General features: G+C 53.3%; 22 protein-coding genes and 3 pseudogenes. 6 read left to right on the top strand and 19 right to left on the bottom strand.

Annotated elements, in window-relative coordinates; genetic code table 11:
* Positions 1-9: 9 nt before the first annotated feature.
* From AC07V8_RS22605 to fabG, 9 genes are all read right to left on the bottom strand, one after another.
* The gene (locus tag AC07V8_RS22605) at positions 10-1,062 is read right to left on the bottom strand and encodes a beta-ketoacyl synthase N-terminal-like domain-containing protein (RefSeq protein ID WP_494680301.1); all 1,053 of its coding nucleotides are present in this window, start codon (positions 1,060-1,062) and stop codon (positions 10-12) included.
* Between the two features lie 87 nt (positions 1,063-1,149).
* Positions 1,150-2,355, bottom strand: a complete 1,206-nt coding sequence (locus AC07V8_RS22600; RefSeq protein WP_494680300.1) for a beta-ketoacyl-[acyl-carrier-protein] synthase family protein — start codon at positions 2,353-2,355, stop codon at positions 1,150-1,152.
* A gap of 198 nt (positions 2,356-2,553) precedes the next feature.
* Positions 2,554-2,853, bottom strand: coding sequence for a transposase (locus tag AC07V8_RS22595; protein WP_494680346.1), 300 nt, complete (start codon positions 2,851-2,853; stop codon positions 2,554-2,556).
* A complete protein-coding gene (locus tag AC07V8_RS22590; RefSeq protein ID WP_494680299.1) occupies positions 2,801-3,064 on the bottom strand; it encodes an acyl carrier protein in 264 nt (87 codons plus the stop codon). The genes AC07V8_RS22595 and AC07V8_RS22590 overlap by 53 nt, the downstream gene beginning before the upstream one ends.
* A 29-nt stretch (positions 3,065-3,093) precedes the next feature.
* The gene (locus AC07V8_RS22585) at positions 3,094-4,047 is read right to left on the bottom strand and encodes a beta-ketoacyl synthase N-terminal-like domain-containing protein (RefSeq protein WP_494680298.1); all 954 of its coding nucleotides are present in this window, start codon (positions 4,045-4,047) and stop codon (positions 3,094-3,096) included.
* Positions 4,040-5,284 (bottom strand): beta-ketoacyl synthase N-terminal-like domain-containing protein, encoded by a 1,245-nt coding sequence (locus tag AC07V8_RS22580; protein ID WP_494680297.1) that lies wholly within the window; start codon positions 5,282-5,284, stop codon positions 4,040-4,042. The genes AC07V8_RS22585 and AC07V8_RS22580 overlap by 8 nt, the downstream gene beginning before the upstream one ends.
* Positions 5,277-5,768 (bottom strand): 3-hydroxyacyl-ACP dehydratase FabZ family protein, encoded by a 492-nt coding sequence (locus AC07V8_RS22575; protein WP_494680296.1) that lies wholly within the window; start codon positions 5,766-5,768, stop codon positions 5,277-5,279. The genes AC07V8_RS22580 and AC07V8_RS22575 overlap by 8 nt, the downstream gene beginning before the upstream one ends.
* On the bottom strand, positions 5,758-6,177 hold the full coding sequence (locus AC07V8_RS22570; RefSeq protein WP_494680295.1) for an ApeI family dehydratase: 420 nt from the start codon (positions 6,175-6,177) through the stop codon (positions 5,758-5,760). The genes AC07V8_RS22575 and AC07V8_RS22570 overlap by 11 nt, the downstream gene beginning before the upstream one ends.
* A 13-nt stretch (positions 6,178-6,190) precedes the next feature.
* A complete protein-coding gene (gene fabG, locus AC07V8_RS22565; RefSeq protein WP_494680294.1) occupies positions 6,191-6,946 on the bottom strand; it encodes a 3-oxoacyl-[acyl-carrier-protein] reductase in 756 nt (251 codons plus the stop codon).
* Positions 6,947-7,897: 951 nt separating this feature from the next.
* On the opposite strand from fabG, the pseudogene AC07V8_RS22560 reads away from it, so the two are divergent.
* Both AC07V8_RS22560 and AC07V8_RS22555 read left to right on the top strand, forming a co-directional pair.
* Positions 7,898-8,259, top strand: a pseudogene (locus AC07V8_RS22560) (integrase core domain-containing protein); the annotation flags it as partial.
* Between the two features lie 121 nt (positions 8,260-8,380).
* Positions 8,381-9,091 carry an autoinducer binding domain-containing protein gene (locus tag AC07V8_RS22555; protein ID WP_494680293.1) on the top strand — a complete coding sequence of 237 codons (711 nt, stop codon included), beginning with the start codon at positions 8,381-8,383 and terminating at the stop codon, positions 9,089-9,091.
* A gap of 69 nt (positions 9,092-9,160) precedes the next feature.
* Here AC07V8_RS22555 and AC07V8_RS22550 read toward each other — a convergent pair whose 3' ends face one another.
* The 7 genes and pseudogenes from AC07V8_RS22550 to AC07V8_RS22520 form a co-directional block, all read right to left on the bottom strand.
* Positions 9,161-9,835: a hypothetical protein gene (locus AC07V8_RS22550; RefSeq protein ID WP_494680292.1), complete on the bottom strand. Its 675-nt coding sequence runs from the start codon at positions 9,833-9,835 to the stop codon at positions 9,161-9,163.
* A gap of 95 nt (positions 9,836-9,930) precedes the next feature.
* On the bottom strand, positions 9,931-10,383 hold the full coding sequence (locus AC07V8_RS22545) for a hypothetical protein (RefSeq protein ID WP_494680291.1): 453 nt from the start codon (positions 10,381-10,383) through the stop codon (positions 9,931-9,933).
* Complete coding sequence (locus AC07V8_RS22540; protein WP_494680290.1) at positions 10,383-11,096, bottom strand: M35 family metalloendopeptidase; 714 nt, start codon at positions 11,094-11,096, stop codon at positions 10,383-10,385. The genes AC07V8_RS22545 and AC07V8_RS22540 overlap by 1 nt, the downstream gene beginning before the upstream one ends.
* 278 nt (positions 11,097-11,374) lie before the next feature.
* A pseudogene (locus AC07V8_RS22535) lies at positions 11,375-11,641 on the bottom strand (PAAR domain-containing protein); the annotation flags it as partial.
* Between the two features lie 35 nt (positions 11,642-11,676).
* On the bottom strand, positions 11,677-11,952 hold the full coding sequence (locus tag AC07V8_RS22530; protein ID WP_494680349.1) for a hypothetical protein: 276 nt from the start codon (positions 11,950-11,952) through the stop codon (positions 11,677-11,679).
* A gap of 48 nt (positions 11,953-12,000) precedes the next feature.
* Positions 12,001-12,219, bottom strand: a pseudogene (locus AC07V8_RS22525) (PAAR domain-containing protein); the annotation flags it as partial.
* A gap of 540 nt (positions 12,220-12,759) precedes the next feature.
* On the bottom strand, positions 12,760-13,389 hold the full coding sequence (locus AC07V8_RS22520) for a hypothetical protein (RefSeq protein ID WP_494680289.1): 630 nt from the start codon (positions 13,387-13,389) through the stop codon (positions 12,760-12,762).
* A 412-nt stretch (positions 13,390-13,801) separates the two neighbouring features.
* On the opposite strand from AC07V8_RS22520, the gene AC07V8_RS22515 reads away from it, so the two are divergent.
* From AC07V8_RS22515 to pilV, 4 genes are all read left to right on the top strand, one after another.
* A complete protein-coding gene (locus tag AC07V8_RS22515) occupies positions 13,802-14,689 on the top strand; it encodes a hypothetical protein (protein WP_494680288.1) in 888 nt (295 codons plus the stop codon).
* Positions 14,682-14,999, top strand: a complete 318-nt coding sequence (locus AC07V8_RS22510) for a hypothetical protein (protein ID WP_494680287.1) — start codon at positions 14,682-14,684, stop codon at positions 14,997-14,999. The genes AC07V8_RS22515 and AC07V8_RS22510 overlap by 8 nt, the downstream gene beginning before the upstream one ends.
* Positions 14,996-17,248, top strand: coding sequence for a DotA/TraY family protein (locus tag AC07V8_RS22505; RefSeq protein ID WP_494680286.1), 2,253 nt, complete (start codon positions 14,996-14,998; stop codon positions 17,246-17,248). The genes AC07V8_RS22510 and AC07V8_RS22505 overlap by 4 nt, the downstream gene beginning before the upstream one ends.
* 72 nt (positions 17,249-17,320) lie before the next feature.
* Positions 17,321-18,661, top strand: a complete 1,341-nt coding sequence (pilV, locus tag AC07V8_RS22500; RefSeq protein WP_494680285.1) for a shufflon system plasmid conjugative transfer pilus tip adhesin PilV — start codon at positions 17,321-17,323, stop codon at positions 18,659-18,661.
* A gap of 134 nt (positions 18,662-18,795) precedes the next feature.
* On the opposite strand, the gene AC07V8_RS22495 is transcribed toward pilV, so the two are convergent.
* From AC07V8_RS22495 to AC07V8_RS22485, 3 genes are all read right to left on the bottom strand, one after another.
* On the bottom strand, positions 18,796-21,384 hold the full coding sequence (locus tag AC07V8_RS22495) for a DEAD/DEAH box helicase (RefSeq protein ID WP_494680284.1): 2,589 nt from the start codon (positions 21,382-21,384) through the stop codon (positions 18,796-18,798).
* A gap of 19 nt (positions 21,385-21,403) precedes the next feature.
* Positions 21,404-22,699: a hypothetical protein gene (locus tag AC07V8_RS22490; RefSeq protein WP_494680283.1), complete on the bottom strand. Its 1,296-nt coding sequence runs from the start codon at positions 22,697-22,699 to the stop codon at positions 21,404-21,406.
* Between the two features lie 371 nt (positions 22,700-23,070).
* Entirely contained in the window at positions 23,071-24,249 is a 1,179-nt protein-coding gene (locus AC07V8_RS22485) for a PIN domain-containing protein (RefSeq protein WP_494680282.1), read from the bottom strand.
* Between the last annotated feature and the right edge of the window lie 6 nt (positions 24,250-24,255).

The raw sequence follows: 24,255 nt of genomic DNA, 5'->3' as shown, positions 1-24,255 counted from the left end.
TGGCAAGTTTCATGATGCCTCCCCGGAGACGCGCACGACGAGGCAGCCTACGTGACCATCTTTGCTGGTCGTCAGCAAGAGACCGTAGCGTGGACCTTGCTCCTTCGATTGGCCAAGGCGGCCAAGCAGCCAGCCGAGATTGAGGGCGAAAGTGGCGCTGTAGGTATCGCCGAATTGTTCGAGCAGTTCGCTTCCATGGACCGGCATATCGCTGCCGAACATGCGCGTCACCGCCTGACGCTCCAGCTCGTCATTGCCGATGTCCGCCGCGCCGCACAGGATGACGCGTTCGATTTGCTCCGGCCCGATGCCGGCCTGGTCGAGCGCTTCGGACAGGCATTGCCGTACACCGTTCGGCGCGGAAGCAGGATCCGTCCGCAAATCCTGGAAATAACGTCCGTATTGCAGAGCCAGAATCTCCGCAACCGCTGGTCCGGCTCCGACCACCACGTCGGCAGAGCGTGAAAGCGCGAACATGCCGCATCCCTCTCCCAGCGGAACCGGGCGCCTGCGCTCATGCTGTATCAGTTGACGATATGCCCATGCGGTTTGCGGACACAGTTCCTCCACGCTGCCGGTGAACAACAGATCGGCATAGCGGCGGCGCAGCATCTGCAGCGCATATTTGAAAGCCAGCAATCCCGACAGACGTCCGCCGGAAATGGTGGCATTGACCGACCGTGCCTTGAACCAGATGCCGCATTGCCCAGCCGCGCAGTTCATCACGGTATTGGGGAACAGCGCAGGATTGACCAGGAAAGGCCTTTCCTGCACCAGCGAATCACGCGTGAAGTCGCTAGTGCTGCGGATGCTGCCGGTGCTGGTGCCGACGACGAAGCCGACTCGCTCCGACGGAATGAATTGCTGATAGGCGATTTTGTCATGCAACAGCTTGGATGTGGACACGGCCAGGGCGGTGGTCCGATCCATCGTGCGGATGCCCTTGGCGCCCAATATGCCGGCCACATCAAAATCCGCGGTGCGATAGTGGATATCTCCCGGAAAATGTTCTCGGTCCACATGCATGGGTGGCGCAGCAACGGCGGCGGATAGCTGCGGCATGGACAAAGCCCCTGCGCCGATGCCCAACGGCGATATTGCCTCCCAACCGGTTACGGCGATTCCTAACGATGCCATGATGTCCTCCTCTTAACGGTCGTAGTGTGCATAGATAGTGATGGCGTTGTTGCCGCCGAATGCGAAACCGTTGTTCTGCACAACGCGCAAGCTGGCCTTGCGCGAGTGGTTGGGAACGCAATCCAGATTGCAGTTCGGGTCGGTTTCGCGATGATTGATGGTCGGAGGAATGAAGCCATCCTTGATTGCCACCGCGCAGGCAATGCTGGCCAGCGCGCTGGCGGCGCCCATGGTATGGCCGATCATCGACTTGATCGACGAGACCGGCGGCTTGCCGTCGCCGAATACTTCATGGATGGCGCCGGCTTCGGTAATGTCGTTAGCCACAGTACCGGTTCCGTGAGCGCAAATATAGTCGATGTCCTGTGCCTGAACGCCGGCGTTCTGGTGAGCCAGGCGGATGCATCGAGCGATGCTGGCGCGGTTCGGTGCGACCATATGGTCTGCATCGCAGGTCAGGCCGTAGCCAAGAACTTCAGCGTAGATCCTGGCGCCGCGCGCCAATGCACTGTCCAGAGACTCCAGCAGCAGGACGCCCGCTCCTTCGCCGGTCAGTATGCCTTTGCGGTGGGCATCGAAGGGTTGGCAGACTTCAGGCGCGATCGTTCCCAGCCGATAGAAGCCGGCGAAGGTCTTCCGGCAAATCGAGTCGGCGCCGCCGCACAGCATGAAATTGGTATCGCCGAGAACAATGCTGTCATAGGCATATCCGATCGCATAATTGCCGGCCGAGCATGCGGTAGGAATCGTCACCGCGCCGCCGCGCAGATCCAGCTCGCGCGCAATGGCAAAGGAAAGACGATGCGACGGCACCTGGCGAGTGAGCTCATAATCAATCGACGCATAACCGGAACGGACAGCCTGTTCGGTCAATTTGTCTATGACTTGCGACTCGCCGTCGGTGGTGCCGATCGATACGCCGCAACGGCTGCTTGATAACTCTCGCGGATCGATACCGGCGTCCGCGACCGCCATCTTGGCAGCCGCCACGGCAAACTGCGCACTACGCCCGAGAGTGGCCGGTTCAACCCGCTGCATCCACTGTTCGGGCTCGAATCCCTGAACTTCACACCCTTTGTTGGAGGCGAAACCCGTTGTGTCGAAGGACCTGATTTCGGAAACACCGGAAACGCCATCCTTGAGCGCTTGAGCAAACGCTTTGACACCCATACCCACACTACTGACGGCACCGATGCCGGTCACGACGACTCGTCGCATGCTCTATTCTCCTAAAAAAATAATGGTCGAACTAAGGCCTGCCTACATTCAAGCAATCCCGATGCCGGTGCAGACGGTATCGAGAAACGGCAAGCAGTTGCGTGCCGGTTTTTCATCACGTGTTGCGATGCGTCGGGATTGCTTGATCCGATAAAAAAACGTTCGACCAGATTGCGGTCCTTATACAGACGCCGGTCATCACTGGACTTCGACGACTCGCAGCCATACACCGGTCTCGCCCCAGCGCTTGAACCGGGTGTATGTCGTGCGCCAATTACCCATTTCAGCCGGCAAGTCCCGCCACGGCGAGGCAGTACGCACGATCCGTGACACAGCCTCCAAAAGCAGGCTGATATCCAGTGCAGCCGCCCCAAGGTCGCTCGGCTTGCCCGGTAATGGCGGAGACAATTTCTCCCATTGGTCATCGCGTAGCGGTTTCCTGGTCCTAGTCCTGCCAGTGAGCCACTTCCCGTACCACGTCGTAGACGCCGGCCAGATTCACCATGCGTGCCAGGGCCTCCTGAGAGATTTCGACGCCGAACGCCTTTTCAAGGGTGGCGAGGATTTCGATCGCCCGCAACGAATCGGCGTCGTGCTCTTCCTTGAACAGACTGGTTTCAGTCATCTCGCTTGGTTCGATCTCCAGGATTTCGGAGACGATGTTCTTGATGATAGTGAGACGCTCTTGTTTGGTAACCATAGTATTCATGTGCATATTCCTTCTTTAATGGTGGTTAATTAGGCTATGAAAAGTACGACATAACGGCTCTGGTAAATCACTGACAAAACTACTTGCTTGCCGTCGGTGATCATGCTGATCGCCGCAAGCAACGGTCCAACGGTTCCTGCTTCTTCAATCAGCAGCTCGCGCGGCGTGACGGCTACTCCGGCGCGTCGCGCATGCTGCAGCCAGGTGCGAGCAGTGTTCGCAGCTGGCGTTGATCTGTCTCGTATCACAACCCAATCCGGCGACTGTGTCCCGTCAGCCGCGATCGCAGCAAGGAAGCGCTCCGCATCCTTCGCCAGGCGGGCCGAGGATGGCTGATGACGCCCCCAGCTGACGTCGACAAGACGGCGGCATGCCGCCGACGATTGGCGCTGCAGGCCGCAGACGATCGCGCCCGGGGTAATCCGTTGATCATCGGCAGCAGGCAGGACTTCCTCCGCCGCGATGGCCAGCACGGCGTCGGCGCGACCGGAGCGCACGGCCATAAAGCCGACCGCCAAGCTTTCAAAGCCCGCCAGGAAGGGCGAAGTGAGCGTGGTGGCGAAGCCCCGCGCATGGCATGCAATCGAAACGTGGGCGGATGCAATATTGGCGGAGACGTTGGGCGACGATATCGCATTGAGCGCATCGGTCTCCCCGCTCAGCACACTGCGGTCATGGTGCTCGCGCACCGCGTAATCAGCCACGGCAGTTCCGACGATCACGCCACGGCGCTCTTCCGCGGCCCCATGCCACTCGAGTTCCGGACTGGACCGCAGACAAGACATGGCTGCAGCGAGGCTATAGCGCGAGGTGTCATTCAAATAGCGATGCTTGACGCCGGGCAGCTGCTGCTTGACATCGAACCACGCCGCGCTCCACGGTGCGGCCGGCTGGTCGCAGCTGAGCATGGCCTGCCCTGCACGCCAGTTATGCGAGACGCCGGGAGCCAGCACCGCCATGGATCCGAAGTAGACATCAGCCATGGCTGGGCGCCTCCAGCAATATCGAAATATTGCTTCCGCCAAAAGCATAGGCGTTGACCAGAACCCGCACCGCCGGCGCTTCCGCCAGGCTGATTGCGGTCTTTGGAAACGGCAGCGGCAAGTCCGGATCGGGCACCCGTATGTGCAGGGTCGGCGGAGCCGTGCGCAATGAGATTGCCTTGGCCGCGACGAGCGCCGCAAAATTGCCCGACGCGCCAGCGCAGTGTCCAATGTGCGCCTTGATCGGCAGCACGTGAAAATCATCGCCAGAACAATCAAACAACTGCTCGATCATGTCGCTTTCTATACGGTCGTTCATGGGAGTTCCCGTCCCGTGCGGAAGCATCAACCGAATCTGTTCGCTGCTGACGCGGCCGTTCTTGAGCGCGCGCTTGATCGCCGAGCGGATGTCGCGTCCCTGCGGTTGCGGAGAGGTCGGATGAAAGGCATCGCAGCTGACGCCGTATGCGCGCACCTGGCAATATGCGCTGCGCTCCAGACGCTTGGCGACAGCACACGACACTAACAGCATGGCGACCGCGCCTTCGCCAAACACCGTGCCCTGCCGCTCAGCATCAAACGGCCGGCAGCGCTCGGGGTCCAACGCCGTCATGCGATGGAAGCTGGCCTGGGTCACGCGGGAAAGCACATCGGCGCCGACCACGCACATGGCGTCGACAGATCCGCTAGCAATCAGTTCGGCTGCCTGCGTCAGGGCATACAAGCCGGCGGAACAAGCATTGCTCATCGAAAAAATCGGTCCTGAAAAATCACGGCCGGTCAATTCGCCCACGCGATCCAGCAAGCGATAGCTGTTATGCTCTGCGAAGCGCGGCACACCGCCTCCGCAGCGCAGGCTCTCCGCAATTTCCGTATCGCCGGCAGCGGTGCCGAGGACAAAGCCAAGCGTCAAGTGCTCGCCTGCGACAGCGTCCCATCCGGCGTCGGCCAAGGCCTCTTCGACCGCACCGGCCACAATGCTCTCGAAACGACTGGCTTGGCAGCCTCGTACTTCGCATCCGATGTGATGGGCCGGCATGGCGTAGGCATGGTGCGGCGTTTGGTCTGGTTCAGGAAAACCGGCAATGGCCTCGACAGAGGGATCCGCGGGCTGCTGGAACAGCGCATCCCAGAATTCGGCAACGCAGCCTCCAATGGGCGACACAGCTCCCAGCCCGACCACCATCGCCAGCGGCTCCGCCGAGACCAGATCATGCAACTGGGAAGCCTCACGCATCGCTGAGCTCCCCGACCAGCGTCGCATGGGTTACGCGAAACACCTTGATGCTGCGATAGGAAGCGATACTGCGCTCGCCAACTCTGGTCTCGCCGCTGGCCACGGCCATAGTCGAGCTAACCAGGTCCAGCTTGATTTCGTGGCGCAAACGATCGCCAGGATAAGCCCCGCCCTTGACCTCAATACCGGTGAATTCACCGAATACCACCGCCCACTGTTCCTGCGTCTGCGCCAGGAACCCTTGCTGCGACAGCAGCAAACCCACTCCCTGGCCGAACGACTCGAGCAGCAACGCCAAGGGATAGGCCAGCATCTCGTCGGCGACAGGAGTGCCCTGGACGTGTTGATAGCAGGGTTCGTTCAGCGTAATATTCTTGAACGCCAGTCCGCGCTCGGGATCCGGCAACGCCTCAAAGCGATCTATCAGCAGCATCGGATAACGCTGTGGCATGACATGCAGAATATGCGCCGCATCAAAGTTCATCGACAGCTCCTCCGCACACCATGGTGACTCGGCCCTGCGCCACGCGCTCTCCATGTTTTTCGAAGAGCAATCCGACCTGGATGGAATGATTTAGCAAAGACGATTCCCAATCTAGTTTCAGTACGCAGGTGTCGCCCGGCACGATCGGCTGAAAAAACCGAAAACGTTCAACGCGCAGCAACCTGGGTCGTGCGAAGCCATTCCGAAGCAGCGCAAATTCAGCGGCGCGTTGCGACATCTCCAGCAGGAATACGCCTGGCAGCAGCGACTGTTGCGGGAAATGACCTTGAAAGGCCACATCATCCAGCTTGAATTTCCATTCAAACTCCCAATCGCCGTCGGCATGGCAATGCCATTGTTCGAATGTGCGAATCGCGCGGGCTTGATGGAATGATTTTGTCGTCGTCATGCGTCGGTTCCGATCAGATGGTGATCCCGCCATCCACCTGGAATACCTGGCCGGTGACATAGGCAGCGTGCTCTGACACCAGGAACCGGACCATGGATGCAACTTCCTCGGATCGCCCGAACCGCTTCAATGGAATACGGAGCAGCATGGCGGCAGCGGTTTTGTCGGACAGCGCCGCAGTCATGTCGGTTTCGATGAAACCGGGAGCAACCACATTGACCCGGATGCCGTAGCCGGCAACTTCCTTCGCCAGTGCTTTTGAAAAACCGATGATCCCGGCTTTGGCCGCGGAGTAATTGGTCTGCGTGGCATTGCCGTACACGCCCGATACCGATGAAATATTGACGATCGTGCCGGCGCGATTCTTGATGAAATGGAATATCGCCGCCCTGCTCAAATTGAACACACCGTTCAAATTGATATTGATGACTTCCGACCAGTCGTTCGGAGACATGCTCACCAATCCGACATCTCGATTAATGCCGGCGCTGTTGACCAGCACGTCGATCTTGCCAAAGCGCGCGGTCGCCAACTTAAGCCAATCGTTGCAAGCACTTCCATCGGACACGTCACATTGCGTGGCCGATACCTGCACGCCGAATTGCTCGCATTGACGTTGCGTCTCCAGCGCCGCGTCTCCGGCAGTGCGGTAGCAATATGCAATGTTGTAGCCGGCTTGCGCCAGCGCGATGCAAATTGCCTTTCCTATGCCACGCGATCCGCCGCTCACCAGAGCAACAGGATTAGATTTGATATCACCGTCTGTCATTAACATTCTCCATATGTCACAGCATCTCAAATAGATGCCTTGCCCAGCGACCTTGTCACTGAAGGGGACAACTCAATCCTTATCTGGCAAAGCCGCTCAACCTACGCTGAGTGAACGGATCGGCACAGTCGCAACGTCTTTCGATGCTGTCGCGAGCATCTGTTTTTGGCATCTTCAATGGAAGGCGGCTGCGCTAAACAATGCACCAGACATTGAGAAAGCCATCCATCCATCACGACACAAGCAGGATTCATTTGAATTCAACTCACCCAAGTTCAGCGAGTTGCACTTGGGCGTATTTCTGCGCATGGCCGCCCAATGAATATCCCTGACAGCGACTTCCTTAAATCGGGAACAGGGCGATCTTCGACGATTAGCGTCGACAGCGATAGCTACCAAATTTTGGAGGGCGCACAATGCATCGCAAGATTTCAGGCGTGAAGCGATTGGAGTGGATAGGAAAGAAAATTAGTGCACAGGAAGGAGGTGCTTACGAATCGGTCTCTTGCTATCCACGTATCGGAGATATGACGTAAACAAAGGCAGGACAAGGCTGTGTCAGAAGTACATCCGGGATCAAACCAGCGCATGAGCGCCAAGCAGTAATCCCATGCGCCGGCTTCCTCAGAATGCCATCAAGCGCAAGGTCGGCCGGCGCAATCTTGCTGCCGAACTTGGAAACATGTCTCGTGTCTGTAAGGTGACGGAATTTCCCCGCGACGCGTGTTAGCGCTATCAAGCGGCAATGGAGACAGGCGGCGTGGATGCTCTGGTTGATGCCAACCGTAGAAAGCCCATCTCAGAATGCGCACTGAAGAAACCACTGAAGTCTGCCTGGTATTGAAATGTGGATTGAAAAAAGAAGAATCCAGTGCCTCAACGACTCCACTTATTAATCCGAATTGGTACACTTTTAACGCGCCATTTGGTAATCTTCGTTTCGGTATTGACATTGAAGACGCTCTGCGCGAGCATGACAAGCCCGAGGTATTCAACAGCGACAAGGTTCGCAGTTCACGAGCACCGCCTTTACGGACTTGCCCAAGCGCGAAGGCGTGATCATTTGCATGGACGGGCGCGGTCTGGCCTTGGACAACTTCTTCGTCGAGCGCTTGTGACGCAACGCGAAGCACGAGGATGTGCACTTGAAGGGCTACGCCAACATGGATGAGCCGATGGCGGAATTGGCGCAATACTTCGGGTTCTACACGCAATGCGACCGCACCCATCCCTTATTTACCAGACGCCGGCCAACGGCTATCTCAGCGGATTGGTGGCGGGCGCTGATCGTTGATAGGTATAGCAGCGCGAAAGTAGCATCACGGGGCAGCGCCGACCAGCTGCAGCATTGGAAACGGACACAACTCAAACTCGCCGAAAAATTGTCTTGATAGATGGGTCCCCTTTAGTTATGAGCACAGGCTGGTTCAATCAATGAAAAATTGGCAAGAAGATATTCTAAACTTAATCAATGGCGGTCATGACGCGAACGAGTGCTTCGCTGAATTGGCGGAAGGCGCACGTGCACTTGGTTTCGAATACTGCGCATATGGTTTGAGGGTGAGCTATCCACTGTTTAATCGACAGGCCACCTTGCTCAACAATTACCCAGAGACTTGGCAGAACATGTATAGGGAACGGGACTACGTTCTTCAAGACCCTACGGTCAGACATGGACAGAGTTCGACCCAAGCCATGGTTTGGTCGAATGAGATGTTCGCCAATTCGCCAGAGTTGTGGAATGAAGCGCAATCATTCGGCCTTCGGGTCGGCTGGGCGAAATCCTGCATCGAAAGGAACGGGATCTTTGGAATACTGACCTTGGCCCGCTCTGCAGAATTGCTCACCGAGGCCGAACTACAGCACAAGAGTTCGCAAATGAATTGGCTGGCGCAAGCGGCCCACTTGAACATGTCGCGGCATATCATGCCGACATTGACCAACGGCCCCAACAGCCCGATCACTCCGCGTGAAGCAGAGGCCCTGAAATGGATCGGAGACGGCAAGACTTCGGCAGAAATCGGCTTGATCTTGTCCATATCCGAACACACCGTCAACTTCCATATCAAAAATGCAATTACGAAACTCAATGTGACCAACAGGACTGCGGCGGTAGTGATGGCTGTGGTAATGGGACTCTTGTAGGTTGTGCGATGGGGACTGGACTGCTGCTTGAGACGGAGGTGTTCGCTATTGACAGCGCACCTCATAGGGCTAATGAAACGATTCTTTCTGGCGCTCCTCCGGCGGCCCCATTTTCCATTGTTTTGTATCAGGAAGAAATACACCCCAGTCTGTAACATCCGGTTCGTATTTAGTGAAAGAAACCCGGTTAATGGCTTCCTTGGCAAGTGCATGGATGGTGTCGTTGTCCAGTGAATTGAGGCCTTCAAGCTGGTCGGCGTAGTTTGAAGCCCCAATAATTTTCCACTGGTCGCGCATAAAATCAAAGACCCATCCGGTGAAACTGAAGGTAGGACGTGGAGCATTCGTCGACACAGTGAACGGTATTGGAACATGAAGCGTTCGTGGCACGCCCCTGGGACCTAACAGATTACCTTCCAACGTTGCAGAAAAACCGAACGCCAACATACATTCAAGTTTTCCTTTGCAATCAATGGCATGTTGATAGAGGTCAAATTTGCTCAGTGAAATACGCCTCCAATTATTCGTCTCTTCAGGATCGTCGCTTTCGGCGCTAGTGCTGTTACGTCGAAGTCTGAAAATTTCAGCGTCTATAGGCGAGACAAACAGAAGCGGGCCGGAACCTTCCTCCGAACCTACCCATGTAGGCTCAGTCCAGGTCGAATCATCACCTCGCCGGAAGGTTCTCACAACAAGCGACAGGCCATAGTCAGAAATATAGTTGGTTCCGTGATTCTTGTTCATGTCAGAAAAAGAAAAACTAAGTAAAAAATGAATATCAAAAGAGCAATTTAAAATAAAGTAGTCATCGCTCTAATCGCACACTCCGTTAGTCAATGCTATTTGCTCTGCTCTGCTGGCTTCCCGCCTGTAATCGGCTGAAGAGCGCAATCATGACTCTTCGTGCATGGGGGCTGAAATATTATTGTTGCAGTATTTGTTTGTTTTTTCGACAAACCAGATTCTCTTCGTTTAGATTGTTGGTCTACAATCACTACTTTCGTAATTTGAATTCCTGCCCTGTTCATGAATGACACGATAGCGTCACTACGCTTTTGAACAAGATTCGAACCTACCCCAAGTTGGTCATCTTTGTACAAAAAAACTTCGTAATCAATACCACCCATTTCCACAGAATTTATTTTCCAATCAATCAGAGATCGTATTTCTTCGCTCCGAATTTGACTGGAATTATCATCAAACTGTATATCGTGTTCTAGCCCGCTAAACGAGGTTGCAGAAACTAAAGATGTCAGCATTAGGGTAGCGACAAAGCTAACGAGCCGTTTCATTATTTCCCCTTCCGAGCAAAAACAACATAACCAGCGATGTTGTCAGCGGTGGAGATGCAAAGTTTATTACCTTCTATCGCTTCGTCTACGGCCTTCCTTGTGGAGTACCAAGTGTCGTCTGAATTCATGGTGTCATTGAAGTGTGAAATTTCATGTACAAGAGTAATCAGTTTGGAATCACCTAGGAAAGGTTCGCCTGTATCAAAATTCTTTTTATCGTCAGGCATTTCGCAAAAATTTAGACCGATTGCAATCGTATGTGTTTCTGTGTCAGGCTTGCAAACCGCTGCTGTTGTATTCCTATCAGTTTTGCTAGTATCGCAGCTAAGATGCTTCGATGATGTTTCCGACAAGCGTATAAAATTGGACGGAGTGAGCTTGGACAACACGCGACTTATTTGTGGAAGTCCTTTCAGCAATGCCGATCGTACTTCTTCGCCGTCTGAACCGAACCATTGAATGCATGCCTTCCTATCATTCACTCCCCATCGACCGAGTTCAGCGATTCGTATCATGGCGCGTTCCATCGCGACATCTCGCAAATGCATAACTGTCTTGGCGAACTCTTCGTTCGTCATATTTGGACACATCGTTTCAGGATAAACGGTAATTACTTTTATCGAGGTATCCGTTGTTGGGGTCGTGGTCGCCGAACCGACGTAGCGGTACTTAGTGCCATCTGGCCCTACATGTATTGGCTTTGGATCTGGCATATTCATCCCACAAGGTAAGCGTTAATATTTTCGGAAGTGGCAACAGATGACAGTAAGTGTGTATGCCCGTTCCCATTCGTTGTGCCGTATTCGATTGCCCCCGAACTGCGTTCAATCGCATAAACGGTATTGGGAATAGGCTGACCATCTGAATTTTTCAGGGCAAATTTATCATCGAAAAATTCGTCGATAGAATTTGTAAGTAGTTCCATGCTGGAGGGAAGTCGGCTGATTGGAGGACTCCAAGCTTCCTCTTGAATTATAGGAGCCGGTCCAAAACTGGTAATCAAGGCACAGCCGCATTCACTTCGATGACCATCAAGAGCAACAGGAATGTCGTGATAAAGAAAGTGGGGCGAACCCTCGATGATCTTATTCACGCCATGGGGACGACCATCTGGATACTTCCCTGGGCAGTCCACCAAATCATTTAATCGGGCAAACGCTCTCCCAAATGCGGAACCAGTTGATGAACCGGAAACAACCTTTCCGCCACTTGTATTCGAGTCACCTAGCCGTATTATCCCTACACCACGAATCCACATTGCCCACCCTTTTCATTTCTCGTTTTCTAGCCCAGTCATCCCACCAGATAGAATTTAACGTTTTCGGCCACTACCGTAGCTGCGAGTAAAAATGTATGCCCGCTCCCGTTCGTTTCGCCGTATTCGAATACACCAGAATGACGCTCGACTGCGTATATGGCGTTGGGAATTGGCTTACCGGCCCCGTCTTTGAGCACGAATTTGTCATCGAATAATGTGCCGGTGGTAGGCGTACTCGGGCCTTCTTTGTAACCGACCCATGAGCCATACCCTTGCTGGACAACCTCTTCAACAGTCATGGTTTGGCCCATGCAATTCAGCGAATTGATGAGCCTGGGCTTTGGATTGCAGGCGCACACACACAAATCCCTGTCTAGGGCAGCCTCTCTGCCCATGAAGTAGCAATGCAAGCGAGGGCCGTATGCAACAACGACGCCCGTTGTGTGACACTTCGGGCAGATTACCTGGTCGCCAATCATAACGATGGCTCTGCCCATATTGGTAGAGGAGTTCTGGGAAGCGAGGACTATTCCGCCTGCCGTAGTCTTGTCACCGTGAACGATGTTGTAGCGCCGCATAAAGCTCCCTCATTCACCCGTTAAATGTGGCAACTATAAGCTTGATAATTAAGCAATGGCAAGAGAAAATATTGATTATTTATCATGACAATTTTTAACAATTATCACGATAAGATTTAGTGAGAATTTTCTTGGGTATGGAGGCTAGGAATAGCGCCCGCAATACTTAGAAGGTGAACCACTAGAATACTAAAAAGGTCATCGAACCGGAGACATCTTCATATCCAGAATCAAATACAAATCAGTCCGAAAGCAAACGCGACGTTACAGCCAGAAAGCGCGAGTCAGTTCACACAATGAGTCCGCTTGGGATGATTATTGGGCACGCGCTAGATGCCCACTGCGCAAAGCAAAAAGGGCTTCCTTTCGGAAGCCCTTTTTGCCAACTAGCACTTGCTGATGTTCTGTTGGTGGGGCGTGTGTGATTCGAACACACGACCTACGGATTAAGAGCCGAATAAAAATCAAACCAAGCGCCCGTAGATTACTACCAATCACCTGATTTAACAACGGATTTGCATCACTAGCCATCTCTCGAAATCACACAGTTTTACTTGGCGATTCCGGCAGAATTCCGGCAGATGGGTCCATGAACTGTGCGACCCATTCGCGTCTATTAGCAGCCCAATCTCGCCTGCGCAACGCCTCCGCAGAGCTACTGTCAGGCAGCCCAGCTTCATCCTCGATCTCGCGCAGGTAGATTGCTACATCCTCCATGGGAGGAGGGTAATTTTCGCCATAACCACGCATTGCACCATCTGCAAATCGCTCATAGGTAATCAGGAGCGTATCGCGCTTTGCCTCACGAGAAGTTCGAGGCAACTTGTATTCTGCAGGAACGCCACCTGGCAACAAACTCCCGTTGCCACCAACCAAGGGGCCGGTGCCTAAATTTCGAACAACTATTTTGAACTCTGGGCGACCAAGCATTTTTGCCGCCCGGTGTTCCAAATTCTGAAGAGCGGCAGTCTGCAATGCCCTATCAGTATTAGGGTTGCTGCTAATATATGCCTCGGTTCTTGAGTCAGTTGCTGCAGGGTAGTCCAGTGCTCTATCCAGCGCGCGATAAGACAGCCCAGTAGTCTTTTGCAGCGTTGTCAACAGACCGAACGCAAATCTCTTTATATGTGGCCGCATGCCACGGCCGCGGTTCGGGCCGTCATTCGACATTGATGATCTCTCTCGTTTGCATAATCTGCCCCGCGACAATTGATTCCCACGATCATACATTGATGCCTGAGATAACTCCAGATCACAGGTGATCATATGACGAAAGCACAAAACGATTTTCGCGTCACGTTCGCCCGCATGGCCGACCAAGCCATCGTTACGCGAGCAGAGTTTGCAGAGCTTCTTGCGACAACGCCGGGAGCGCTCAGCCAGATGAGCTACCGCGGTGAGCTCCCTGCCACCGCATTCCCAAAAAAACGCCGGGCGTGCTGGTATGCCCGAGATATCCGCGCTTGGCTGGACGCTGTGCAAGCCGCCCGCTCAGAGCTAGTACCGCAACCCAACACGGTAGACACAGGCAAACGTATTGGCCGTCCCCGTCTACCTTCAGACCATTGAAGGTAGGTGAAATATGAGTGTGATCAAGGTGGTTCGTCCAGAAACAGGGTACGCACAGATTCCTAATTTATTTGCTGAAGACCCACGCCTTAGTGAAGCTGCGGTGGCTGTAGGGCTTTTTCTCGCTACTCGATGGCATGGTTATCAAATTCGGCCCACAGATATCCAGTCAAAATTTTCGGAGAGACCCGGAAAGCCACGAGGTAGAGAATGGTGGGCAAGAGTTTCGAATGAGCTTAAGTCCGCAAATTATATGTGGCTCAACCGCATGCACGGTGAGGGTGGAAAATTCGCAAGTGATTGGATTTTCTGCATTTTGGGACTTCCCGATGAATACACCGCACGTGGCTCAGCCGATGCCGGCTCAGCCCACATTGGTTCAGCCAACACCGGTTCAGCCGCTGCTCGCTCAGACAGCACGTATACACAAGAAGGGTTAACACAAAAAGAGACAACAACAACTACGCGCGCGCAGCGCGGTGGTGGTTGTGGACCTACAGATTTTTCTCTTATTTTCGAACGTTCGACTGAGCGACACCGTGATCTATTGGCGGGCTTATTGCGTGGCACGCCACTGGAACCGGGGGCAACCCAGAATATTTTAGATGAGCTCGCGGGTGTTTTAGACGCCGCTTCCCAAGGTAAGCATCCAGGCATTAGAAACGTTCGTGGATGGGTCACCCATATGGTTCAGCAATCTCAAGCAGGCACCTTCATCCTGGATTTTGGGCGAGCTATAAAGATTCGGAGAGAACAACAGGTGATGCGACCGTCAGCACCTGACCTGGTCAAGCCACCTAGCCGTGAAATTGCGAAGGCACATCTAAGGATGTCGCTTGAAGATCTAGAGCATCGCCGAAGGTCGAAATTTAGTCCTGTGAACGGGAGCATTTATGAGTAACGCGCGGAAAATTGAAATTGTTATTATAGCAATTTTGAATAGCCAATTATTCAATGTAATCACCTATCGTCTTGGCGCAGGCTTGCTATTGATTAGCAACCTGGCGCTCCCTTTTGGGCAGCATCGGCTCTTTATGAAGTTGGGAGGATGGTGGATTTTTCCTGCGATGTTTATCACGGCGTGCGTGGGCGCTTGGGGTTATGTTGACAGCCACGTCGCCGTATGGAAATTGCTGACTCTGCCATATGCTTTTCTGTTCGTGACTGATGCGTGGCTGATCGCGACTACCTCACCTAAGGACGCAGAATGAAGCGCTTCTTCTTGGCGTCTCTGCTGCTGGTGCTTGCGGTCGGAGCCGCCTATGCGGACTCATCGACTGGCACAGCGCTGAACCAGTTCACGCCACCTGCAGGCGATACATCCGTTGACTTCCTGCGTGAGGTGTTCGGCAGCATCGTGGGGTTGATCGCAACGGGCGGGAACGTCCAGAGCACCCAAACCGACGATGTTCTCGGTGCGATGATGAAAATCTTCAACAGCGCGGTGCTGTTTCTGGGGATGCTCTTTGTCGGCTACACCACAATAAAGGGAACAGTGAACTCTGCCCACGATGGTGAAATACTGGGCAAGAATATGTCATCCATCTGGATCCCCCTGCGCACCGTCGGCGGCACCGCTCTCTTGCTCCCGCTGGGCTCAGGTTATTCACTCATTCAGATAGCGATCCTCTGGCTTGGTCTACAGGGCGTTGGCGTCGCGGACGCCATCTGGAAGGCCGCCATCGAGCAGATCAATCGGGACAACATGATTTCACGCCCAATGATTCCCGATTCGCGGCCGCTGGCGGCCAACATCCTCAAGTTCGAGGTGTGTGCCGCGGCCATGAACAAGCAATTCCAGGATTCCGGTCGATCGACGCGGATCCAGCCGGTGCCATCAAGTCAAGTCATGATGAATACCGGCGAATTGCTCAACTACGATGTTTTCGATTCCCTCCCTGTAGTAGCGGCCTACACCACCGTCAAGAATCTGTCGAATGCCAAATACACGGTCAGCAACTACCAGTGGAAGGCGAACGACAACAGCTATATCAACCCCGCGGTGTGTGGTGGCATTTCCTGGAAGCAGAGCTGGGAAGCATCTGAGGGCAATAGCAATACCAAGATCATCAAAGCACCTATCATCGCCGCCCACGCGCAGGCCGTACAGCAGATGATCCAAGCGATGCAGCCGGTCGCGGATCAGATTGTGGCCGGGCAGAAACCAACGCCAGGCGCGATCGACACCGCAGCAAACAATTACGAAAACGCACTCCGCACGGCCGCTAAAAATGCCGTTTCGCAGACCAATGATCGCGCTCGCAGTGACTTTTTACAGGCCGCAAAGGATGGCGGCTGGATCTTCGCCGGGACCTGGTACAACCACATCGTAAAAATGAACGATGTGATGCAATCAACATTGAATGGTCTACCGACTTCCGACCCGATTGACATCACCGATAAGGAGACCCAGGAAGTCCTGCAAACGTACCAGGATGCGATGGCGACGGCGGATGAGTACGCCAAAAACCGCGTCGCAGGAATCAGGCAGGTCTACTACAACCAAACCGATGTGCGCGCACCACAGCAGGGGGAAGGTGCTTGGGAATATGTCCGGAAAATGATATCGGCACCCTTCATGGGAGCGATCAACCAGATGACGCAAGAAATCGCTGGATCGAACTTGAATCACATGAGCCAGATGAAATCCTTCGGCGATACGATTGTCGGCACCGGTGAAGCTTTGCTTGTTACGTTTGCCAGTGCCACGGGCGTAGCAAGTTCTCTAGCGGGGAAAGTAGCTGGGGCCGGCATCATGGATTGGGGTGCTGTACTGCAGTTCCTATCCAGCGTCATCAGTGTGCTCGTGATCGCCATATTGTTTTTCGGGGTGACACTCTCGACTTACGTCCCAATGATTCCGTTCATCACTTGGATGACTTCGGTGGTTAACTGGCTTGTTCTTGTTTTGGAGTCGGTCATCGCCGGTCCTTTGATGGCCGTTGCACACGTCCACCCAGATGGTGACGATGCTGTAGGCAAAGCCGGACATGGCTACATGATGATCCTGTCGCTCGTCATGCGTCCTTCGTTAATGTTATTCGGGCTGATCGGCGGCATGTTATTGACGCAGCCAGTGGTTGGGATGATCAACGTCGCTTTCATGACGGTCGTGGCTGGGGTGCAGGCTGATTCCTTAACTGGTGTTGTTTCGTTCATCGCCTATGTAGCAATTTACGTAGTTGTCATGACCACGGTCGTACATATCGTCTTTTCGCTAATTCACTGGATTCCCGACAACATACTCCGATGGCTTGGAGCGCATGCTGGCGGCATTTCGTCGGCAGAGCAAGCCGGCAACCAAGGACATGACGTCTTGGTCGGCGGAGTACGCGACGTTAAACACGGTGCTACTGGAGGACTCGGGGGAAAAGGGCATATGAGACAGCCAGGGAGCGAACGACTTGAAGAAGGAAGTGGAAGTTTCAGCAACGACGAGTTACTTGCTGGTCGTGATTAATCCTGTGACTGTTTTAGGTAAATTGAGACTCATTCCGAGTGGAGCATGGAATAAATTTAGGAGCGATAAGGCATGAGGCGATCTAAGGGTTTTTCAGGGCAAAAGGGCTTCACGGCCCTTGAGATGATTGTTGTATTAATCGTGAGCGTCGCTGCACTGAGTCTCGGCGCACGATATATGTCGGATTACGCCGATAACCAAGTGAATCAAGCCGCCGCGGACCACATGAAAACGGTTGCCGATGCTGCCGCAAAATACACGAAGGACAATTACGCGGCCATCCTGGCGATAGCAACAAACACGACGCCGGCGGTCATCACCATACCGATGTTAAAGAACACGGGCTACTTGACGTCTTCGGTCACTGACCTAAACGCATTTGCGCAGAACTATCAGATCCTGGCGCTTCAGCCCGTCGCAGGTAAGTTGGAAACACTGGTAATGACGACAGGCGGAGAAACAGTGCCAGAAATGAGCATTCGTCGGATTGCGCAGCTCTCAGGGTCGCGTGGCGGCTTTATTTCAACGACGAATGTCGCAGTAGCAGTTGGCAGTTTCGGTGGCTGGCAGATGCCTCTGGCAGCCTATGGCACATCACCCGGTGCTGGCCATCTCGCCACGGCATTGTTCTTTGACGACGGGGCATTGGTGAGCGATTATCTTTATCGAAGCGCGGTCGCAGGGCACCCGGAATTCAATCGCATGAATACCGCCATCGATATGGCCGGAAACAACATCAATAATGGAGGCCAGGTGAATACCGCCACTTTGGTCACTACCGGCAATGCTACCGTCGGCGGTAGCGCGTCGGTTGCCGGCAATGAGACCATTGGTGGAAATTCTTCAGTAACGGGGACAGTGACAGCGGCGAAAGTGTCTGTACCCGCCGGGAATAATCTGCAGGTCGGCGGGTCGGCATTTTACGGGGACGGCGCTAATTCCGCGGTCAGGCAAAACGGTGGCTTCTACATCCAACACTATGACGGATCAGCTGCCGATATTCCACAAGTTGGAAATGTCAACTCATCTGGGACAGTCACCGGCCAAATGTTTGTACCTACCAACGCATATGCCGCCAACTCGTTCTGCTGGTGGCCTAATGCAATTGCGACTGAAGCAGGTACTGGCCGCATGTTGTCGTGTCAAACAAATGGTTCATCATATGCTTGGCGACGTCCCGGCTCTATAGCAACAACATTTGTTGGCGCTATAACCGGAAATGCTCCTCGCGATGTGGGTTGGCATAAATTCTGTGTTTTAAATGGAATTGGAGACCCTCAGGTGACCGGTACGACTATTATATTAGTACCGACTGCGGGCCCAAATGCGGAGGGATATTGGTGGTGGCAGGTTCAGATGAATGCGTATAACGGAGCTGGTACGGCAGTAGTTGCTTGTTTTGACGATGTGTGACTTTCTAAAACACAGAAAAACACAGAAAAACACAACGAGAATGGCAACAATGACTACTGCGCTGGCGGAAAACGAATCAAAAGAGACGTTCAATCAATTGAAAACGAAGATCCGCCAGGTTGAAATACGCCAGTCTAAACGTGAATGAGACAATCCACCGCAAGTTTGCTGTCCAAGTACTTCACCACCGAGGCAAAATCTAGTCCGCAATCCGTCAGCTTGATCGCCGCGTCAGCTTGCCAGACGAGGTCGCCTTGTTCAAGAAACGTTGTTCTCAGCTCACGCACAGTTTCGAGTGCCTTCTGTGCCCATACCAGAAAGTCGTCGAGTTTCCAGTAGCGAAGTCCTTGCGCATGCGGCACGGCAGCCGACCGGATGCCGGTCGCTGGGGAAACCAGCGTCGGGAAGAAAGTGCATCCGGTTGATTGTTCGACATGTGTTCTTATCCAATTTGGATGCGACATTGCCTGTCTCGCCTTGGTGACGTCGAGCGCACCGTCGCTCTTTGTGTTCACATAATCTTCGAAGACAATGCACCCAGTGCCCGAGATCCACCAAGGGTCCGGGGAACCTTCGGACTCGATCTTGCCGGCGATAAAACCAACAAGATTGCCTAACGCGACTTGTGCGTTCTCAAAAGTTGTTGGGTCACGCAACCCAGTAAGAATGTCCTTTTCGATCTTGGCAAACTGCCGGTCATGGCTCGATCCCAGTCGTGAAAGTTCAGCAGCAAGTCGTTCGACTTGTTGCTGAAGGGCCGCTTGGGCGGTGTCTAAATCTAACAACTCGGGAGTTTCTCGTCGCGCGAAATCGGTGAGCCAGCTGATGTCGGGAGCGCATTTGTATGCCTCTGCGAAGTGGTGTCGGGCCTTCGATTCAAGCATTGAGATCCCTGCATTTGCGCCGAGATAGGCAGCCGAGCCGGCTAGATAATGCCAAAGCGCACGGTATCCACGGACATCGGGTGCAGTCAACGCCCCGAGAACTCGCTCGGCGAATCCAACAGCCCGAGTGTAGTCGCTACGCCATAGCGTCGTCTGATAGTCGACTTCCCAGCCAACTGCATCTTGTAGGTTCGTTATTGCGGGCAGCGATTCTTGCTGCATCTTGCGGCGCGCTTCAACGATGGTGCGATTGGCATTTTCCCAAGCCTTTCCATTTTCCAGAAAGATGCTGAAATTCTCCAATATATCCGCCGCCGCGTTATCTTTCGACTGTCTCACACCAAAGTCGATTTCCGCCTGAAGCTCGGGATGGAAGAATTTCCTGCGACGAATGTCGGATAGGTAGTCAGGAAGGTCATCACCTGTAACGACGACTGCTGAGTAATCTTCTAGTGATCGGGTACAACGGCCAATCGCCTGTACCACTCGGGTCTGAATTCTCTCGTTATATAGAGTGTTCGCTCCCATACGCGACATCAAAAAGCGCTCCTGCGAATTCATCGCCTTGGGTAGGCCCTCTATGAAAAGTAATCGACACTCGTTGCCGGAGAAATCTACTCCGTCGTAACGATTAGCAACTATCGCGACTGCGTGGGGACTGGATATGAACTTGTTTTTCGAATTCTCAATATCTTCGGCGCGGAAGATCGGGAATCTGATTCCATCGGTGACCTGCTTAGTTATTACGTCGGCCAGTGGGTTGTTAGGGACCAGTACAACGCTGCGCCCGGCACGCTTCATAAGTTCAAGGCGTAAATCTGTGACGTCGGCACCTGACAATGACATCTCGGGAAAAATGAAGAAGCGGCGGCCAACCCCTTGGGTATCCCAGCCTCGTGGGGCGGACAGGCGGTGAATATTGCTACGACCCGTTAGGCGCTCCAGGTCGCCACCGGCTCCTAGTGTGGCCGACATATAGATACGCTGCTTTGCTGCATTGAATGGCGCATGCGAGAACGTCGGCGGTAGCAAAGGGCGGATGAGAATGTCTTGCGAGGATAGATAGACGTGGCAGGCATTGACGTGGCTACGCAACAATGACCAGGGATATTGGAGATCGGTATCCGGGCTATGGACGTCGAGGATCTCAATCAGTTCCTCCTTGATGGCGACCAGCGTCGGCGTTGGCAACATGTCGACCCAGGTTCGGTCAACGGAATCCTCCCAAGATCCGCGCAATCTAGTTAAGTTGGTGACGCTTAGATAGGGGGCCAGTAGATTGCATAGTGCCTGATGAACAACCGCATGGGATTTTTCGGCTCGTTCGATGCGCAGCGACCAATATGATGCTACGTAGTTTTCAGCCGCATGAGCATCGTCAAGCACGATAACGTCCGCATTGCTGAAGTACGAGTTCGTGTTGAAAAGGCTCGAATATGTAGTGATCGCAATTTTCTCTGCCTGTTGATAGTCGGCCTTTGTCGCAGGTGGGTAGTCGCGCTGCTTGCCGACGAAGGTGGCGACAGACATACCATATTTCTCTTCAGCCTGATTTACCACTTGGTGGACCAGTTGCTTTGTGGGGCACAAGTACACCACCCGCTCGTTGAACTTGCGGCGGCGCCACTCGGCTATAAGCAGGCCAACCAACGTCTTCCCGCTTCCAGTCGGCAACTGCAAGGCCACGTCGGACAAATCCACGCCCTGGGCAGCATAGTCCTGCATCATCTCGGCTTGGTGGGGCAACACATCAGGAAATTTCCGACGTGTCAGGTCACGGAACAGCTTGTCCGGTGACTCCGGAACAGATTCGTCTGCGGCGGCAGTTTTGAAGGCCATGGCGTTTCCCCTTGATATCTTATACTTTAGATTTCTCGATTAAAGCGATTTCGCTAAGCTCTTCTTCCAATGTATCAACAACAATAGCAAGTCTAGAGTTCGCCTGATTTCGGCGAGCTGCTCTAGAAGCAACGGCCTCCGGTGAATAGAAACGAGCAGCAAACTCAGCCTGAGCTTTACTGTCACCAGCAATCAATCGAAACCAATCTCCGTCGTAAAAAGGCATAGGTTCGTGACCTCCCTCAATGTAGGCACACGCCTTCAACGGGTAAAGATCAATGACCTCAATAAGCCTCTTGTCGAATGTTAGTAGCGCCGGAAAGAAGTATCGCGCATGTCGAGATGGTTTCAGTGTCATAGACTGTTCTAGTTGGCGTACGTGCCATAAATCCCACGCCATGCCATCTAGATCATGGAATAAGTTGGACGCTTTTTTCTGATTCGGATCCCTTTTTTGGATTTTCCCGAAAAAAGTTAATCCTTCATGTCCTCGCTCGAAGTAGGCACGAGCAACAGCGGTCTCTCGCCCGCTTATTGTGGCAAGCTCTTCGTCACAAAATGCAACGAATTCCTCAATCTTTTTCTTGATAGATGCCTGCGGGGTCTTTAGTTGAATTGACGCCATTTTTAACAATTGGCTGTACATGAATTGGTGCCGAAAGTTCAGGGCCGCCATGAATGCCACGTTGGCCCGATCTATGTACATGCGCGATATATGCTCATGCGCTCGCTTTGACAGCTCCTGGGCAGATAATACTGAGTGTGCTTCGCCGTGAGTTTTCAGTCGTTGTGTATCGAGTGTCCGCAATATTTCGTATGCCTTGAGTTTCTCGAAAATCGAATCGGCGGCAGTGCCATCATCTAAGTTGTGAAGATTTTCATAAAGATATGGAATTGGATCCACGAACACATCGTCCCGAGCGATGAAATCAAAAACCTCTTGGAAGTCCTTTGGGATACGCGAAGATATTCGTCCCGCTAAGTGTGGTTCAAGATAGCTCAGGGCTTGAGTGTCAAGAGATATTGAGTAATCGATTGGATATTTTATATCTCCACTTTCCATTTCCTTCACAGTTTCCTTGTCGATAACAAGAATGTTTTCGGTGTGAAACAGCGATCGGACGGCAGCACCTGCGGAGAAGGTGCGATTGACCGCAAAGCCAGGTAAACCTCCATTTTCTGCGGCAAGGACAAACTTGCAATTTGGTAATGATGAAGCCGCCAAGTTGAACCTTGCAAATGCTTCTGCCGGGGAATCAGAAGTACAGATGCGTGCCATGATGTCTCGAATTTCAGATTCTCTTTCGCGATTCAAGTTTGTTTCTCCTAAGTACGCATGTTCGAATTATTTGTTCTACACACCTGTGTCCCGAAAAACTTGATCTCTACGTAGTCAATGGAAATGTATCGACACGTAAAGACTCAATGGCTTTCTATAAAAATTACAGCCACCCAATTATGCTAATGTAAATACATTCTGGCAATATATTTTCCGTGAGAAATTTTGCGAAAAATATAATTAATTAGCTGGATGGAGATATCAATCAGTTGTTATTGATCAAGAAATGAGTTGTAGTAAGTCGGACTTGACCTGATAGTGAGCGTTGGATGAATACTTCCTGTTCCTCCTGGGAAGAAGCAGACGTCCCCATGTGCCGAACTGCCGCGGCTCGCGCCGTCCCAAGTTTACTCAGTGTTATCGTCGCCGTAGTTGTCCGGATTGCTCATCCAATCCGGCTCAATGTCACCTAACTGGATGTGGTGTGTTTGTGGAAGGATTTCGATCGCCTCAATCGTAATGCGATCGGGAATTTGCCCGCCGAGCGTAACGATTGCTTCGATGTTGATACGTTCGTCGGTGACAATCTGACTACCTCCCATCGGCATGTACTCCCGGTCCATGCCATCCCACTTGCGAAATTTAAAGTAGCTGCTCACTTGCGCGAACGCGGTGGCCTCGACCTGCACAAATACCTTGCCGTCGCCATGCTCGACGGCCTCAAAGCTCTTGTTGGCGAATTCTGGCTCAAGCAGCTCGACGTCAGTGAAGGACGCCTCTCCGCCCTCAACCTCAAATTCGAATTGCGATTCCGCGTCGATATCGAATTCAATCTTGCTATCCTGACCAGACAGTTCTCGCAACAACGCGGCTTGAAGACCAATCGGATCGCCTTCGTCCAGCAGTTCGGCGAGTCGGCGCGCGGCATAGCTGGCTGTCTGATCTTGGAACCCGCTAAGGGCATCCGCGAGGTCGCGAACCAAGACGAGGCGCGGGCTCGTTGCGCAGTAACGAACCCAGTCTGGATCGTTTGATACTACCAGCACCTTGCGCCGTTGCTGTTCGGCCCAGTGCTCGAGGGTTAGCAGCGCGACCGCATCTGGAAATTCGTGCTTCTTTGGCCCGGTAGCTGCAAAAGGCGCCTGCGCGTCAAAGTACCGTATCATCACTTGATCTAGCATTACATGATCCCCCGCATGGAGGACCACGGCGCCCGTGCGATCAATCCATCTCGCCAAGCGTTGTCTGGCGATCTCGGCTGCGGCCTCCGGATGGGTGATATTCACGAGCAGTTGCGTCGCCGGCGTTACATCGTCGACTAGTGACAGCAGCTGCGCATTCTCTACGAGACGCATCGCGCGTTTGAGCTTGCTCTGTGCATCGCTTGCGGCCTGAAGCAGATGGGCCTCGACTTCGCCAGCGATCACATCTGGCAGTAACACGGTAATTTCGCTATCGGAAAATTGCGCCACACGCCGGAGCAAGCCTGCTTCCAGTGCAAGTTGCTTCGCGTCGAACACCTCAGTATCGAGCGCGATCGCACCGATCTCGTTCGCTTCGATCTGTTCACGAATCGCTTTATCCATAACGTT

Source organism: Collimonas sp. GW821-FHT02H07, from assembly GCF_059421505.1.
Note: the sequence above shows the minus strand (reverse complement) of the source record. Positions and strands in the feature narration are given on the sequence as shown.

Bases quoted from the DNA above. Each gene is read 5' to 3' on its own strand.
- AC07V8_RS22580 (WP_494680297.1), bottom strand. From the start codon at position 5,284: ATGCGTGAGGCTTCCCAGTTGCATGATCTGGTCTCGGCGGAGCCGCTG.
- AC07V8_RS22510 (WP_494680287.1), top strand. From the start codon at position 14,682: ATGAGTAACGCGCGGAAAATTGAAATTGTTATTATAGCAATTTTGAAT.
- AC07V8_RS22550 (WP_494680292.1), bottom strand. From the start codon at position 9,835: ATGAACAAGAATCACGGAACCAACTATATTTCTGACTATGGCCTGTCG.
- AC07V8_RS22540 (WP_494680290.1), bottom strand. From the start codon at position 11,096: ATGCCAGATCCAAAGCCAATACATGTAGGGCCAGATGGCACTAAGTAC.
- AC07V8_RS22545 (WP_494680291.1), bottom strand. From the start codon at position 10,383: ATGAAACGGCTCGTTAGCTTTGTCGCTACCCTAATGCTGACATCTTTA.
- AC07V8_RS22600 (WP_494680300.1), bottom strand. From the start codon at position 2,355: ATGCGACGAGTCGTCGTGACCGGCATCGGTGCCGTCAGTAGTGTGGGT.
- AC07V8_RS22605 (WP_494680301.1), bottom strand. From the start codon at position 1,062: ATGCCGCAGCTATCCGCCGCCGTTGCTGCGCCACCCATGCATGTGGAC.
- AC07V8_RS22505 (WP_494680286.1), top strand. From the start codon at position 14,996: ATGAAGCGCTTCTTCTTGGCGTCTCTGCTGCTGGTGCTTGCGGTCGGA.
- fabG (WP_494680294.1), bottom strand. From the start codon at position 6,946: ATGACAGACGGTGATATCAAATCTAATCCTGTTGCTCTGGTGAGCGGC.
- AC07V8_RS22515 (WP_494680288.1), top strand. From the start codon at position 13,802: ATGAGTGTGATCAAGGTGGTTCGTCCAGAAACAGGGTACGCACAGATT.
- AC07V8_RS22555 (WP_494680293.1), top strand. From the start codon at position 8,381: ATGAAAAATTGGCAAGAAGATATTCTAAACTTAATCAATGGCGGTCAT.
- AC07V8_RS22570 (WP_494680295.1), bottom strand. From the start codon at position 6,177: ATGACGACGACAAAATCATTCCATCAAGCCCGCGCGATTCGCACATTC.
- AC07V8_RS22530 (WP_494680349.1), bottom strand. From the start codon at position 11,952: ATGGGCCAAACCATGACTGTTGAAGAGGTTGTCCAGCAAGGGTATGGC.
- AC07V8_RS22520 (WP_494680289.1), bottom strand. From the start codon at position 13,389: ATGTCGAATGACGGCCCGAACCGCGGCCGTGGCATGCGGCCACATATA.
- AC07V8_RS22495 (WP_494680284.1), bottom strand. From the start codon at position 21,384: ATGGCCTTCAAAACTGCCGCCGCAGACGAATCTGTTCCGGAGTCACCG.
- AC07V8_RS22485 (WP_494680282.1), bottom strand. From the start codon at position 24,249: ATGGATAAAGCGATTCGTGAACAGATCGAAGCGAACGAGATCGGTGCG.
- pilV (WP_494680285.1), top strand. From the start codon at position 17,321: ATGAGGCGATCTAAGGGTTTTTCAGGGCAAAAGGGCTTCACGGCCCTT.
- AC07V8_RS22575 (WP_494680296.1), bottom strand. From the start codon at position 5,768: ATGAACTTTGATGCGGCGCATATTCTGCATGTCATGCCACAGCGTTAT.
- AC07V8_RS22585 (WP_494680298.1), bottom strand. From the start codon at position 4,047: ATGGCTGATGTCTACTTCGGATCCATGGCGGTGCTGGCTCCCGGCGTC.
- AC07V8_RS22590 (WP_494680299.1), bottom strand. From the start codon at position 3,064: ATGAATACTATGGTTACCAAACAAGAGCGTCTCACTATCATCAAGAAC.